We start from the raw sequence: 14,749 nt of genomic DNA on the forward strand, positions 1-14,749 counted from the left end.
GTCGGTTCTTGCTCTCTTGCCGTCAGGTCGTTGACCGCGGTCTTCACCGGCCGAAAGGATCGGGGTGGTGCGGCAAGCGGCACTCGTCCGCATCGCAACCACATGATCGGCCACCAGGAGGAGACCCATGACTGCCGCGCCCCACCCGGCCCGCGCCGCCGCCCAAGCCCTACACGCCGCCGTTCGAGCACGCGACAAGAACGCTTGGCTCGCTCTCTACGCCCCCGACGCCGTCATCGAAGACCCCGTCGGCCCCTCGCCTTTCGATCCGGAAGGCAATGGCCACCGCGGCCCCGCCGCCCGCTCCGCGTTCTGGGACAACGCCATCGCCCCCAACGACTCGATCGACTTCCTCTTCGAAGACTCCTTCGCCTGCGCCGACGAAGTCGCCTACACCGGCAGAGTCCGCAGCAGCAACAACGGCCAGATCCTCGACGCCGAAGGCGTCTTCATCTACAAGGTCGACGAGACCGGCAAGATCACCACCGTCCGCACCTTCTGGGAGTTCGACCGCACCATGCAAACGATGCGACCTGCCTGATCCCTCGTTCCTCACAGTCAGCCGAAGAAGTACCCCGCAGAGAGAAACTCCCCTGCCAGGGTGAAAGGCGGAGGTTGGCAGGGGAGTTCTGTTCAGTGGTGACGTGGAGCGGGCCCGACAGATACCAATTCCGGCATGTATCTCCGCCTGGACCCCGGTAGATGTCTGGTACTTGGAAGTGCGATCAGCTCAGTTGATGGCCCATTTGTATTCCTGGAGGGTGGGCTCACCGTTGGGTGGCTGCTGTAGCGAAACGGTGTTGACTATCGCGCACAACCACCATGTCGGATGCGGGCGAGGGTAGAGGGCGATCGAATTCAGTGGACCGCCGCCGCCCCAGTCCAGTTCCTGCCCGCCGCCGCAGGACCCGACACCTACCTGCGGATCGCGCGAAGGGTCGGCGATCAGACAGCGACCGGGGTGTGCGGCCAATTCGAATCGCGCCCAGCCGTCAGGTGTCATGATGGTGTTGAACACGCTCGAAAGGGCCGGGTCGCAGGTGGAATTCTCGAGCGCGTCAGCAAGCCACACCCGCGTCTCGTCGTAGTAGACGCAACGAGTACCGAACTGCACGCTCTGGTTCCGGAGCTGGATCTGCGACGGAAAGCCTGCCGCAAGCTTGTCGCCAGGAGCGGGCTGGGCAGCGGCCGTACCGGGAACTACGCACATCACGGCCAGCGCGAGCACCAGCCCGGCCAGGGATCTTCCCAGCGTGGCCACACCCTTGCGAAATGATTGATGCTTCATACGAAATACCTTCTTTCTCAATTAATCTGAATTACCCCGCCCCACCGGGCCAAATCTAGGTCGCCACCGTTCGCCCAGCAAGGAAGTCGTCGAGAGTTCGTGCATTCCGAGACGCATCGACGACAGCGAATTCTCCGGCACGGCGAGTGCATTCGGTTGTGCCACAACGGAAATGCCGAGCCGCCCCCCTCGCACGCACGACCCGCGCCACGCACTCACCAGAGGCGGTCACGTCACCACGTGAGGCCAGGACGAGTTGGCAGCCACCAGCGAGATAGATGTTTCGGGGGTCCACATGGTCGGCAGCGAGTTTGGGCGTCCGGGTGCTCGGCACCGCCCAGCAATGAGTAGAAAGTCGACTTCCCTAGAACGACTTCCAGCCATTCCACGGCCATCACCGCGGATGACACACCACGGGCCACCCTCAGGCAGCTCCGTTCATCGGCGCAGATTCCTCCCCACGATCGTGCGTCCAGCGTCAATTCCGCATTCTGGGACAAAGCCGTCGGCCCCACACAACTCGATCGAATTCCTCTTCGAAGACTCCTTCGCCTGCGCGAACGATGAGACCTGCCTGATGGAGGCGGGATCGGCTGCTCGACGAGACCGTGGGACAGCCCGCACGACCGAGGCCACTCGTTAGGTGGCAAAGCCCTACTTCGCAGTGTGGATACTCCCCACACTCGGCCGCAGAAGTTGGGGAAACCGGCTGATGCCGTTTCGCGCCTGACCGACAAGGCTCAGTGGGGCTGAGCGTTTCAGCCCCACTGGATTCGCCCGAGAGTCAGGAAGTGCATGCCGAAACCGACCACTGCGCGTTCCGTCCTTGTCACCGGCGGCAATCGCGGCATCGGCCTCGCCGTCGCGCGCCGACTGGCCGAGGATGGTCACCGGGTCGCGGTCACCCACCGAGGCACCGAAGCCCCCGAAGGCTTGCTCGGCGTGCGGTGCGACGTCACCGACACCGAGTCCGTCGACGCGGCCTTCACCGAAATCGCCGCGCACCACGGCGAAGTCGAGGTGGTGGTCGCCAACGCCGGCATCACCGACGACATGCTCTTCACCCTCATGACCGAGGACCAATTCGAACGCACCCTCGACACCAACCTCACCGGCGCATTCCGCGTCGCCAAACGCGCAAGCCGACCCATGCTCCGCGCCCGCTGGGGACGCCTGATCTTCCTCGGTTCCGTAGTCGGCATGCTCGGCACACCCGGGCAAGCCAACTACGCCGCGGCGAAAGCCGGACTCGTCGGCCTCGCCCGCTCCATCACCCGCGAACTCAGCTCCCGCTCCATCACCGCCAACGTCGTCGCCCCCGGCTTCATAGACACCGACATGACCCAAGCCCTCGACGACAAATACCGCCACCTCGCCCACCAAGCCATCCCCATGCAACGCATCGGCGCCCCCGACGAAGTAGCCGCCGTCATCAGCTTCCTCGCCTCCGACGAATCCAGCTACATCTCCGGCGCCATCATCCCCGTAGACGGAGGCCTCGGCATGGGCCACTGATGCCGGGAGCGGCCGGCGAACCGGTGCGGCGTGGGCGATGGAATATCCGTAATCTTCGTAGATTCCTCGGGGGCTGGCTCAGGCCTTCCGACGCTGGCGCCGCAGCGCTACCAAACCCGTCCATCGGGAGCACGTGCACCAGTACGAGCCCGGGGAGTGAGCGGCTCCGCCGCCATGGCCGCAACCACTCTCGATTCATCCACGCCGAAGCGACTACCGTTCGTGGCGCACGCCTGATCGAAGCAGACGGCAAACTTGTTGGGAGGCAAGGGATACGACGCCATTCAGCCGATTGATCGTGGTCGGCCCACGAACGAATGCGGGTGGGCATGTCGCCCGATGACAGCGTTTCGCCGCCGGTCCCGTGGCCACGCAGGGCCCGTACTTTGCTCGAACTAATTGCACCGCAGCGTATTCACTGCTGAGTGCGACAGCGCTGCTACTCCTGGGCACCGGGTTGGCGCTGGCGCAACCGCTGCTGGCCGGGCAGGTCATTCGAGAGGCGAGTGCGGGTGCGACCATCGCCTGGCCCCTTACGGCATTGGTGGCGGCGTACCTCCTGATGCGGTCACCGATACCGGCGGGCTCTATATTCTGGAGCGATCCAGCGAATCGGTGCTGCTCTCGGTGCGCAATCGCCTGACCGGGCATCTGCTGAGGTTGCGTATTCCCACGCTCGAATCGCTCAGGGTCGGCGACCTGTTTCCCAGGTGACGCTCGATTCGACGGTAGTGCGCAACGCCATCGGGTCCAGCCTCGTCCAGATCTTGACGGGGACAATCACTCTCGTCGGCACCGTCGCGGTGATGATCTTTCTCGACTGGATGCTGTTCTCGATCGTCTTCGTCACCATCGCCGTGGCCGCGGGAGCGATGTTGCTGGTGATGATACGCATCGAGACGGCTTCGACCCGGTTGCAGGAAAGCGTCGGAGCACTCTCCGCGGACATCGAACGCGCACTCACCGCGGTGCGCACGGTCAAGGTGAACAATGCCGAGGACCGCGAACACGAGCACCTGACCGAATTGGCAAGTGCGGCCTACGCCGTCGGCGTGCGTGCGGCCCGACTGAAAGCGCTCGGCAATCCGGCGACGCACTTGGCGGTAATGGGCTCGTTCGTTGTCTCGTTGCTGGTCGGCGGTGTCCGAGTGGCGAATCATCAGATGGAGTTGAGCAATCTGGTGACGATGATGCTGCTCGCGATGAACCTGCTGATTCCGGTCGGCGATCTCTTCAACGGCTCCGTCGGACTGCAGCAGGCCCTCGGTGCGCTCAACCGGATTCAGGCGACCCTCACACTGTCCGCCGAGGACGACATCGATGACGTCCCTGCGTGTGAAACCCCGTACCAGCACAACGAGCGACAGGGCTCCTCGACGAGCCGACGGCCATGCTGGACGCCGAAAACGAGAACGGCACGTGACCATCCAAGCCATCCGCAAAGAATGCGCCCTACTGGTAATCGCCCACCGACTCTCGACCATCCGCGAAGCCGAAACCGTCATCTTCCTCAAGGACGGACAGATAATCGACACCGGCCCCCACCACGAGCTACTCGCAAGAAGCCCGGGCTACCAACAGCTGGTGGGGTCGAAGGTGTGAACTGGCGCACCGTAGTCAGCAGTCCGCCGAATAATGCCTTTTCGACTCGCCGCTGGTGACGCTAGGAGCGCAAGCACAGCAGATCAGACACCCATTCCAGGTTTTATACGTAACATGCATTACGTGCCTGCGATTGACTGGTATATCCCGAACCTGCTAACAGGGAGGGCCTACCTTGTCTTACCCGCCGCCAATCGGACCGCCCGCATACGGCTCACCGCACGGATTTCCATGGCCGGGGCCTCCGGGCCCGCAACGCAAACGGGCAATTTGGCCGTGGATCGTCCTAGGTGCGGTGCTGCTGCTCTGCGGAGGACCAGGGCTGATCGGCGGCTTCATCCCACGCGATAGCTCGCTGTCGACATCCGGCAGTCACGATGCGGCGCCAGTCAGCGCCCACTCCGCCGAGGCCGGCGCGCTAGAAGACGGCATCGCCCCCGCAGGATCCGAGGTACGCGACGGGCAGTTCGCCTTCGTTGTCACCGGCGTCGAACCCGCGGTGGCGTCCGTCGGCTCCGGCTTCTCAGAGGTAAGAGCACGTGGCGAGTTCGTACTGATACGCGTGAACGTCACCAATGCAGGGCGTGAACCGCGTAGCTATTACGACGACAACCAGAAGCTGCTCGACAATCAAGGCCGAGAGTTCGCCAGCGATTCCAGCGCTGGACGTCGCGTCAATGACGATGTCGACGGCACACTAAATCCCGGCTTCACTATTTCCGTCGCGGTGGTATTCGATGTTCCGCCGGGAACAACACCGTTTGCGGTCGAGCTGCATGATTCGATGTGGTCGAACGGCGTCAAAGTCGCCCTTGAGTGATGGAAGCACTGGCGTCCCATACACTTCACAACACGGTCGAGGCGTCGGGACTGTTGAGCCCGACTACTGCTAGCGGCGATCCTCACCTAGCTCCGATGTTCGGATCGGTGCAGATATCAGCTACGACGCAGAGGTTCCCTCGTTGAGGCGACAGGTTCACCCGCGAATCCGAACTTGCCCAATGCCCAGCCTAACGCGACCGTCTGCCAACATCGGCGTTGGTCATGCCGTGTGGCCTTGCTGCCGAAGACTCGGTCCGGCACCGAGGGTTACGATCCTTGGCACAGTGGGATCTTCAACTGAGAAGGGGGCGGTGGAGCGTTCCCGGTTCGGTGGACACGGAGGAGATAGCCGCCTGGTAGCACGGGAGTTTGGTGTTGGGTTCGACGCGGCGTAGTTTCACCGAGGAGTACAAGGCCCAGGCGGTAGGTTTCGTCCTGGATCAGGGTCGGCCGGTGGCCGAGGTGGCGCGCAATATCGGCGTGCACGAGATGACGTTGAGGAAATGGGTGAAGAGGGCGAAGGAATCCGGGGTTTCCGGTGACCGGGAGAAGGGACTGACCGACTCGGAACAGGCCGAGTTGGAACGGTTGCGTGCGGAGAACGCGGAGTTGAAGATGCAGGTCGCGTTCGCAAAAAAAGTTGCGACCTGGTTCGCGAAAGACCAGCGGTGAAATTCGCCGCGATCGCGGACTGGGCTGCGTCGGGGGAATTCGACATCGAGTTCATGTGCCGGGAACTGGACGTGTCTCGGTCGGGCTACTACAAGTGGAAAGGCCGCGGTCGCAGCGACCGGGAGCGCGACGATCGCATGCTGACGCTGCTGATCGAGGCGATCCACGCGAAACTGCGTGGCAATCCGGGTGTTCGGCGTGTGCACGCGGCGCTGGCGGCGGCCGGGCGGCGGGTCTCGCGTAAGCGGGTGTGGCGGTTGATGCGGGCGGCCGGTCTGCAAGGCCGGTTTCCGAAACCGTTCCGGCGCACCACGATCCGGGGATCCAAGCCGGTGGACGCCGCGGATCGGATCGGGCGTGATTTCACTGCCGCGCAGCCGAACCAACGCTGGTGCGGTGACATCACCTACGTCAAGACCTGGACCGGGTGGGCGTATCTGGCCACCGTGATCGATCTGCACGATCGGGCCGTGGTCGGCTGGGCGATCGCTGATCACATGCGCACGTCGCTGGTCACCGACGCCCTCGATATGGCCATCGCGCGCCGACGCCCGGCGAAAGGTGTTGTTTTCCATAGCGATCGCGGAACCCAGTACACCTCGAAGGAATTCGCGAAATATTGTGCAAAGAATGGTGTCCTACGGTCCCTCGGCCGGACGGGATCGTGCTTCGACAACGCGGTCGCGGAATCGTTCTTCGCGACCTACAAAAAGGAGCTGGTACACGCTCGTCCGTGGCCGACGGTGAAGTCGCTGCAGAAGGAGACGTTCGACTGGATTGAGTTCTACTACAACACCGTTCGTCCGCATTCGGCGCTCGGCTATTTGACACCACGGCAATACGAGTTAGGGTACAGAGAAATCAGTCAGATCGCGGCTTGATCCCGAGTCCACAAAACCGGGAACACTCCACGGCGTGCTGAAGGCCGATATCGACCAGCTGAACAAACTCGCGGCGGTACTCGCTGGCGTCGGCAAGGACATCGATGACATCGACGTGCGTACCGGGGCAGGGCAGCTCGTCGACGCGTTGCCAGGTTGTGAGGTCACTCAGGCATGCATGCAGGCGGGTGAGTTCGTAGAAGGCGCCTACCTGCGGGTTGCCGCCCGGATGCGGCAGGTTTCCGCGATCACCACAGAGTGCGCCCAAAGCCTCGATACGACCGACGCCGAGTTCGCTCGCCGGATGAATGAGATCGACGTGACCCCGGTCGGGAGGCGCTGATGCCCACGCGCTCTCAAGTCGAGAAATGGAACATCGGCGCGCTTGGGAACTGGGCGTCTACAGTCGCCGCGAAAAACAGTGACTGTCTGACTCATCTGGACAAGGCAAAGACCCACTTCTCTAATGTGCACGCAGACTGGTCCGGCGCGGCCTACAACGCCGCCTACGACCGCGTCCTGGAAGACCACGACCAAGGGCGCAAGCTGACCGTAGAAGTCGGCGACTTGGCTACGGTGCTGACCGGTGCGGTCTCAACGCTTACCTCGTACCGAGACGCGTTGCTGAACAGGGTGGCCGACGCCGAACAGGCAACCCTCACCGTGGCCGATGACTGGCGTGTCTCCGGCGAGTCCGAGGAGACAGTCAACGCCCATCAGGGCCTGATCAACAGCGCGTACTTCGAACTCGACAATGCTGTCTCCGACACCGCCCGCAAAATCAGCGAGCAAGCTGACATCGTCCGCTCGGCAGGCGATCTCCTCGGCTCCGGCCTGGACGTGTCCGCCGCCGAGGACGAGGTCGGCCGCCTCGGACAACAAGACGGCAAGGCACTCGCCGACTGGGCCAACGCCCCGTCGGTCGACCGCGACCCCGCCGTTCTCGACCGGATCGCCAGCCAACTACCAGGGCACCCGCTGACCGACGCGGATCTGCAGGTTCTCGCCAACGGCGGCGAGGTCGACACCCTTCCCGCATCCGTGCAGGAGTACTACCGCGACTTCTACAACTCCGCAGGCAAAGAAGGTGTCCTCGCGCTGAGCGAACACCTGAAAACCCAGGAAGAGGCGGGCAACACCGTCGCCGCATCGCAACGAGACTCACTGGCCAACGGGCTCGCACTCATCAGCAACGAAGACGTCGGCACCGGCCGCAGCCCGGACGGCAAACTCACCGGCGCCGGCAGCTACCAGGACGTGCCCGCCGACATCCGAGAACTCATCGAAGCTCGGCGCACCGATCCGAACCCGATCAACGCCGACACCACACCAGGCGGGCCGACCGTCGCGCTGCAACAGCAGTGGAAAGACACCAACGCACTCGCCGACCTCATGGGTCAAACCAACCCTGGCTACGAGCCAGGAACCGAACTCGGTACCCAGCTGTACCTGAAATCCTCGGACATGGTCCAAGACCAGTTCAACCCGCCCGGCCGGGACGACGCCGCAGGCAGCTTCGCCCAATTCGCCGGACGCAACGACGATTCCGCCCACCAGATCTGGTCCGGCCAAGGCATGCCCGAAGGCTACGACCCCAAAGAAACTGTCCGCGCATTGACCGGCCACGACTGGTCCGACTCCGACAACGGCCGCGGCGCAGCCACTCTCATCGACCGCATCACCGAAGAATCCCAGCTTCCGGCCGACGACCCGCGCGGCATACGGGGACGAGAAGCATTGGCCGGACTGGGCACGATGCTCGCTCCTGAGAACGACAACAAAGTGTGGGACCAGCAGAAGGAAAGCTTCGCGAACAATCCCGAACTCGCCACCTCGGTAAGCAAAGCGATGTCAGCGAACCTGGACGCCGTGAGTACTCCTGGGCTTCCGACTGGATTTACCGAGAACAAAGTCTTCGCCGATGGGCGGGTGATCCTGAACGCCGAAGAAGCCAATCGGTTGCTCCAGTTGGGCTCCTACTCCGAAGAGGGCCGAGTCAACCTCACCACCTCCGTCGAACAGCACCGCATCGCTGAACTCACCAGGCTCATGCAGGAGCACCCTGGCAACCTGCCAGGCCAGCTCGCCCTCAGCGATGCAGGCACACTGTCCGGGCGCGTCGATAACGCGATGTGGGATGCGTTGATTGATCAGGACCAGAGGAAGGGCGAGGAAGCACTCAACCCCTCCGATGCCATGTATCAGGCGAAGATGATGGGAGCAACCCTCGCGGGCCAGATCGCCGACGACACGGTCGGCAAGCTGCCTCACGCCGATATCGCGACCGGTCTTACCGGAATCGAGGTCGGCGATACCGTGGAAAGCAAGGTACAAGAGTGGCTCGGTAAGCCTGAATACGAGTTCATGGAGCGCCCCAGCGAAGCGGTCCTGAAAGCCGAGGCCACCAACCACGCACACCAATCGATCCTGAACGCCGCCTACGCAGCTGGCCAGCTTCCACCAGGGCTGCAAACCACTGACGGGCCGGTGACGACTTCTGTGCTAGAACAGAATCCCGCCGCACGGCAAGTATTCAACGACTTCCTTGCAGAGCGGGGCCTCAGTCAGTACGTCGCCGATTACAACCAGTCGTATGCAATCGACCTCGGCCAGCAAGGAGGATCCTGATGCGCATCCAAAAGGCAAGCCTCGCTGGCGTTTTCATAGTCGCTGCGACGCTCACAGCGTGCAACGGCTCAGGTGGTGGAGAACCGACCACGTCGCCTACGACAACCGCCTTAGCGTTCCCCTACCCGCCGAAGCAGTACTACACCGGGGTCGCCGTGCCGTTGGAGGAGCCACTGCTCTCGGCCGCCAAATTCGCACTCGAGATGTTGGTTGACGATGAACGCGTATACGACCCGAGATACGCAGAAAGCATTCGACCCACGTTCCGTAGCAAAGCAGACCCCGAAGGCCATACCCGTGTTTATGCGAACCCGTATCAGCCGCCCGGCTTCGTCGACGACACCGGCGGGATGACCTTGCGGGCCGTCGGTGCCCAGAAGTTGACCGGTGACCTCGTCGAGGTGTCGATCTGCATCTACGACTCGCCTGGCGTGTACACACTGCAGAAGAGCGGTGAGATCCGCGGGCCGGTATCGTCCCAGCCGCCCTACGGACTGCGTCGAACGCAGGTGGAGTGGACCAACCGGCCTGCGGCCGATGGGTCCGTCCCACCGAGTCCGCGATGGTTGTGGGTGCACAGCGGGTTTGATTCGCCAGTGAATGCATCCACCACTGCCTCGGTGTGTGACCCATTCAAACCGGAGCCGTTCACCCAAAAGATGCCAGACCCAACAACGCCAACACCCACCCCTACGCGCTGATCACAGCCAGATAGGCCCAACCCCGTTCTAGACAAGGAAGCTCAGCGGTCGCCGGGGGCAAACGCAATGATTTCGGCATCTGGTCCCTGTTCCGGTTACCTCATTCGCTCGAGCATATCGTGCAACTTCGCTATTCGACTAAACCAGCACATGCCTACAAATAGCAGGCATTCATAATAGATTCCTTACACGGTCGACGAGGAATCGGTCGTGTACACCAATTTGATGCAGGACTCCCAACTCTGAAACCCGACCGGCGGCAAGACGCCCCCCTCAATCACAGGCTGCGCTTCACCTATACCATCGACATCGCCCACATGGAAATATGCCCGTTCGCCGGAAACGGATATCAAAGAGCTCGGCATGCAGGCAATCTCAATGCTGTACCCCATTGGAAAACTTACATGTGGAACTGATCCCACAATGGTGCTAACCTTCAGCCCGTGCGGTCTTTCAGTCAAAATTTTCAGGTCGAGAGCTTGTTCGATAACAAGCAGCCCAGTGTTTCCTTCGTCGATCTGAAGCGCGGTGCGTAGGTCCAGCAGCAGGCCGACAGACGCAATATGAGGCATGTAGCGAATGTCTAGAACGCATGCCTCCAGGAGTAGATCCTCCGTAACCAGCGGATTCCATTGAACTACTTCCGCAGCGCGGACATGGTCGCCAGAAAGCAACGATTCGAGTCGCACTGCCCGATCTTCGTTGTGACTTGTCAACTGAGCCTACCTCGGTGGGGAGTTCTATATGGACGTACGGATCGGCATTTGGAATCGTTCGACCCGTCAAGAAGTTCACGGTCTGGTCGTTTTGTTCATGTACACCACATAGCCGTTGGGATATTGATATCTTCCGGTAGTGATGGGCCCATCACCCGAATGGACGTTACCTTGGTAGCCCGGAGTCGGGCGCCGCGCGTGCCCGAACTCGGCGGAAACACACCGCCCGCCGCGCGATCCGGACGCCGACCATGACGAATGAGACACCCTCTGTCAACCTCAGGCAGCGGTGAGGGGCTGGAGTGCCCGTTGCCGGGTATCGTCTACATCCCGCCGGGCACGCCGTGGAACAACGGGTTCATCGAGTCGTTCAACCATCGACTGCGTTCGGAGTGTCTCAACCGCAATCACTGGACAAGTCTATCGAGGCCCGGGTCGTGATCGGCGACTTCAAGCTCGAACACAACCGGCGGCATCGGCATTCAGAGCTGGGCCATCTCACCGCCGGCCGATTACGCTGCCTGCTGCAGCCACACCCACCACCCCGTGGCCTGCGACATCAGCTAAAACTGGATCGAAAGCAACCCGGACTCAAAGACCGGGTGGTCCCGTCATCGGGGACCGGTCAATCCCAGTTGCGACTTAGCCGAACACAGCATGGATGCTCAGTCGGAATCTGCGTTGGACGAGACCAGTACACGGGTGGGGCCGTATCGGAGCTCTGTGCGGTCAGGCGCGCCGACGCATGCAGAAGGACGCGAGTGTGCCGAACAGTCCGGGGAGCCCGAGGATCAGAGCGAACATGAGCAGGAATCCGATACCAATATCGGCTGAGTCACGGCCGATGTTGAGGATCAGGAAGGCGCCGAATGTTACTAGACCGATTATGAGAAGTGTCGCAAACCAGATGCGTATCGTGGAATCGCTTCGTTTCTTCAGCAATTGCGCACTCGCCAAACCGGCAAATCCACCAAGCGTGCCAAGTATGCCGAAAAACGAGCATGGCACTGCCGAACCCGGCGCTGGAGGAGAGGACACTGCCCGCCAAAATGAGCGCCACCGACACCACGATCAGGTAAGTTTGCGACCGGGTCACGGCCTTGGGATAGCCCATCGTGCTCTCCACTTCGGTCTCCGCTCTTTTATCATAGGCTGTTGAGGTGACTGCTGGTCGCTGCGATCCAATACGCTTCCGCTGAGGTTTAACACGCCACCCGGCGAGGATCGTATGCGCGGTAAACGTCGCTGCATACCTTCTTCATGTCATCGTAGAGTGCGGTATTGCACGATCCGTAACCTCAGACCTGCTCAGCTCACGACTCACCGAACTACGCGACACCAGCAGACAACTCAGCGCACGCCGCGACGAACTCCTCGCCACCATCGACAAGGACCGTTCGTCCCCGCCCCGGCCATTCTGGCTGATGTCGCCGATCACATCACCGCAGTGATCGCTACAGGCAGCGACCAGACCCGCAAAGCGCTCATAGACATACTCATAGCCGAGATCAAGATCACTGGCCCCGACACCCTCATCCCGGTCTTCCGGATCCCCCAGCCCAGCACCGGCTATCAACCGGCCGCCACAAACGCCATTGGGGCCCCTACCGGCGGAAAACCGCTGGCGGGGGCCCCAATGGAACCGGTTCGGATTGATACCAATTTGGTGGAGCTAAGGGGAATCGAACCCCTGACCTTCTCGATGCGAACGAGACGCGCTACCAACTGCGCTATAGCCCCGTGCGGCTCCGGGGAACCGCGCTGTGCAACTGTAGCAAAGGATGCCGCGAGACTCCGAATCGGGGGGTTTAGCTGGGGTTATGTGTCGCCTGCCGCTACTCCCCCGCCGCTCGGCGCATGTCCCCGCTCGTGCGGTCCCTGAGGGCTCGGGCGGTGGCCGGGTCGAAGGGGTCGAGGTGGTCGAACATGGGGTCCTCGTCGTCCATCTCTAGTAGGGACGAGCGCCTGCGGAGGGCTCGGGCGGTGTCGCGGTCCATGCTGCCGCGGGGGGCGGGGGCGTGGCGGAGGTGGTCGGGTTCGCCTAGCTGGCGGTCGCGGCTCAGGCGGGCGGCGCGGCGGCGGCGGATGTCCTCTTCGATGCGGACCTGGCGGCGTAGGTAGGTGAGGTAGGCGACCAGGATCAGGCAGGACAGGCCGCAGCCCCACCAGAGCAGGGGGTTGAGGGCTACGGCGAGGCCGCCGCAGAGCAGCGCGGCGAGGACGAGGCCGAGCACGGCGCGCTGGCGGAAGGTGTAGCGGGCGGCGCGGGCGATGGCGTCGGCTTCGGGGTCGTAGCCGCCGCGGCCGCGGCGGGTGGGGACGTAGTCGAAGTCGTCGTCGTAGTCGGCGTCGGGGTAGTCGTCGAGTTCGATGCGGGCGGGCACGGTGGAGCGCGCGGGTGGGATCCGGGCGGTTGCCGGTTCGGGGCGTGCTTCACCCGACCGGTCTTCGGTCTGCACCTCGTCATCATCGACGGCGTCGTCCTGCGCCGCGGTGACTTCGGCTGTGTCCGTGTCGGATTCGGGGTCGTCGGGGATGGAATCGGTTTCCGGGTCCGTTGCCTCGGTGTCGAGATCGGCATCGGCGGTGTCGGTGTCGGTGTCGGTGAGTTCCGACGCGGTGAGCTCCGACGCGGCGGGCTCGGTGTCGGCGAGGTCCGATTCTGGGTGGGATGCCGCTGATTCGGCGATCGCGGGCAGGTCACCTTCGGTGACGGGGTCGTCGGCCGGTGTTGTCATCCGGTCCTCCGCATCATCGCTGTGGGCATACTTTCTCTGTGTGCGGCGTGGCCGCCAATTGGGATCGGTTTCGTGGCCGGCGGCCGGTCCACTCTTGGTGCGCCGCTTGGAATCTCCGCGGTGCAGCACGCGCGTGGCGAGCGCGGCATCGGTGGTCCGGCGGATCCGCGGGTGCCGGTCGGCGAGAATCGGGAACAGCACGAAGACCCAGAGCACGACCAGTCCGATCCACAGAATGGAATTCGGCATCGCGGTCAGCACCTCCGTCCCCGCCTGGATTCGGTCCATTCGGCCGGCGAGCGGTGCGCAGCACGCCCCGCGTACTTCCGGCCTCCGCGCGTCGCTACCGCACGGGCGCCGGTCGCCTCGCAGGCTCCCTGCCGGGGGCGCAGGACGCACCTCCGACGTCCGTAGGTTAATTCCGTGACGCGTCGACATCCGGCAGGCGCGCCGTGCACATCCGTCACACCTGTCACAAAGTAACCATTTCTGCCGCGCGTCGAGTGCTCCGGGAGTGTCCGGATAGTCAGAGCTGAGTAGCCCGGCCCTCCCGGATCAAACGGTCGACGACGGTGCCGGTCACCTCTTCGACGGTGATCCCGACGAGCAGGTGGTCGCGCCAGGCGCCGTCCACATCGAGGTAGCGGCGCAGCAGCCCCTCCTCACGGAAGCCGACGTTGCGCAGCACCGCCTGGCTGGCCAGATTCTCCGGGCGCACGGTGGCCTCGACACGGTGCAGGCCGACCTCGCCGAAACAGTGGTCGAGCCCGAGGGCCAGCGCGGCGGTGGCGACGCCCTTACCGCCGAGATCTTTGGCGACCCAGTAGCCGATCCAGCCGGAACGCAGCGCGCCGCGCACGATGTTGCCGACGGTGAGCTGGCCGCTGAAATGCCCGTCCACCTCGATCACCAGCGGGATCATCGCGCCGCGGCGCGCCTCGGCCTTGAGGCTCGACCACAGCGACGGCCAGTTGGAGGCGTGGTTGCGCGCCTCCCAGGCGCCGCGGCCGGTGGGCTCCCACGGCTCCAGGTGCTCCCTGTCGCGCAACCGGATTCGACTCCACGCCGCGGCGTCGCGCAACCGCACCGGACGCAACGTCACCTGCCCGGCGGCGACCCGGATCGGACCGAGCCGCGCGGGCCAGCCCGGGTGCTGGGTGACCCGGAATACGCTCATCGTCTCCAC

The 14,749-nt window shown here is 63.3% G+C and carries 13 protein-coding genes, 1 tRNA gene and 1 pseudogene; 9 read left to right on the forward strand and 6 right to left on the reverse strand.

All coding sequences use genetic code 11. From position 1 onward, the window contains the following. The first annotated feature begins 127 nt into the window (after positions 1-127). On the forward strand, positions 128-541 hold the full coding sequence (locus F5X71_RS31575) for a nuclear transport factor 2 family protein (protein WP_167465275.1): 414 nt from the start codon (positions 128-130) through the stop codon (positions 539-541). A 189-nt stretch (positions 542-730) separates the two neighbouring features. On the opposite strand, the gene F5X71_RS31580 is transcribed toward F5X71_RS31575, so the two are convergent. Further along, positions 731-1,288 (reverse strand): hypothetical protein, encoded by a 558-nt coding sequence (locus F5X71_RS31580; protein ID WP_167465276.1) that lies wholly within the window; start codon positions 1,286-1,288, stop codon positions 731-733. Between the two features lie 795 nt (positions 1,289-2,083). Here F5X71_RS31580 and fabG1 point away from each other — a divergent pair. The 7 genes from fabG1 (at position 2,084) to F5X71_RS31610 (ending at position 9,408) form a co-directional block, all read left to right on the forward strand. Beyond that, a complete protein-coding gene (gene fabG1 / locus F5X71_RS31585) occupies positions 2,084-2,803 on the forward strand; it encodes a 3-oxoacyl-ACP reductase FabG1 (protein WP_167465277.1) in 720 nt (239 codons plus the stop codon). Between the two features lie 710 nt (positions 2,804-3,513). After that, positions 3,514-4,464 carry an ABC transporter ATP-binding protein gene (locus F5X71_RS31590; protein WP_167465278.1) on the forward strand — a complete coding sequence of 317 codons (951 nt, stop codon included), beginning with the start codon at positions 3,514-3,516 and terminating at the stop codon, positions 4,462-4,464. Positions 4,465-4,700: 236 nt separating this feature from the next. Continuing rightward, positions 4,701-5,225 (forward strand): DUF4352 domain-containing protein, encoded by a 525-nt coding sequence (locus F5X71_RS31595; RefSeq protein ID WP_167465279.1) that lies wholly within the window; start codon positions 4,701-4,703, stop codon positions 5,223-5,225. A gap of 377 nt (positions 5,226-5,602) precedes the next feature. Next, on the forward strand, positions 5,603-5,899 hold the full coding sequence (locus F5X71_RS36720) for a transposase (protein ID WP_203218191.1): 297 nt from the start codon (positions 5,603-5,605) through the stop codon (positions 5,897-5,899). After that, a complete protein-coding gene (locus F5X71_RS31600) occupies positions 5,896-6,780 on the forward strand; it encodes an IS3 family transposase (RefSeq protein WP_203218192.1) in 885 nt (294 codons plus the stop codon). Before F5X71_RS36720 ends, F5X71_RS31600 begins: the two co-directional genes overlap by 4 nt. A 34-nt stretch (positions 6,781-6,814) precedes the next feature. Further along, the gene (locus F5X71_RS31605) at positions 6,815-7,123 is read left to right on the forward strand and encodes a hypothetical protein (RefSeq protein WP_167465280.1); all 309 of its coding nucleotides are present in this window, start codon (positions 6,815-6,817) and stop codon (positions 7,121-7,123) included. Beyond that, a complete protein-coding gene (locus F5X71_RS31610; protein ID WP_167465281.1) occupies positions 7,123-9,408 on the forward strand; it encodes a hypothetical protein in 2,286 nt (761 codons plus the stop codon). The genes F5X71_RS31605 and F5X71_RS31610 overlap by 1 nt, the downstream gene beginning before the upstream one ends. An 886-nt stretch (positions 9,409-10,294) precedes the next feature. On the opposite strand, the gene F5X71_RS31615 is transcribed toward F5X71_RS31610, so the two are convergent. Continuing rightward, positions 10,295-10,798: a hypothetical protein gene (locus tag F5X71_RS31615; protein ID WP_167465282.1), complete on the reverse strand. Its 504-nt coding sequence runs from the start codon at positions 10,796-10,798 to the stop codon at positions 10,295-10,297. Positions 10,799-11,140: 342 nt separating this feature from the next. Here F5X71_RS31615 and F5X71_RS37315 point away from each other — a divergent pair. After that, positions 11,141-11,392 (forward strand): annotated as a pseudogene (locus F5X71_RS37315) (integrase core domain-containing protein); the annotation flags it as partial. Between the two features lie 162 nt (positions 11,393-11,554). On the opposite strand, the gene F5X71_RS31625 reads toward F5X71_RS37315, so the two are convergent. From F5X71_RS31625 to F5X71_RS31640, 4 genes are all read right to left on the reverse strand, one after another. Further along, positions 11,555-11,863: a hypothetical protein gene (locus tag F5X71_RS31625; protein WP_167465284.1), complete on the reverse strand. Its 309-nt coding sequence runs from the start codon at positions 11,861-11,863 to the stop codon at positions 11,555-11,557. Between the two features lie 626 nt (positions 11,864-12,489). After that, positions 12,490-12,565 (reverse strand) — tRNA-Ala (locus F5X71_RS31630). Positions 12,566-12,660: 95 nt separating this feature from the next. Then, a complete protein-coding gene (gene sepX, locus F5X71_RS31635) occupies positions 12,661-13,812 on the reverse strand; it encodes a divisome protein SepX/GlpR (RefSeq protein WP_174817171.1) in 1,152 nt (383 codons plus the stop codon). Between the two features lie 277 nt (positions 13,813-14,089). Beyond that, the gene (locus tag F5X71_RS31640; RefSeq protein WP_167465286.1) at positions 14,090-14,740 is read right to left on the reverse strand and encodes a GNAT family N-acetyltransferase; all 651 of its coding nucleotides are present in this window, start codon (positions 14,738-14,740) and stop codon (positions 14,090-14,092) included. Positions 14,741-14,749 lie beyond the last annotated feature (9 nt).

This window comes from Nocardia brasiliensis, from assembly GCF_011801125.1.
Classification (GTDB): Bacteria; Actinomycetota; Actinomycetes; order Mycobacteriales; family Mycobacteriaceae; genus Nocardia; species Nocardia brasiliensis_C.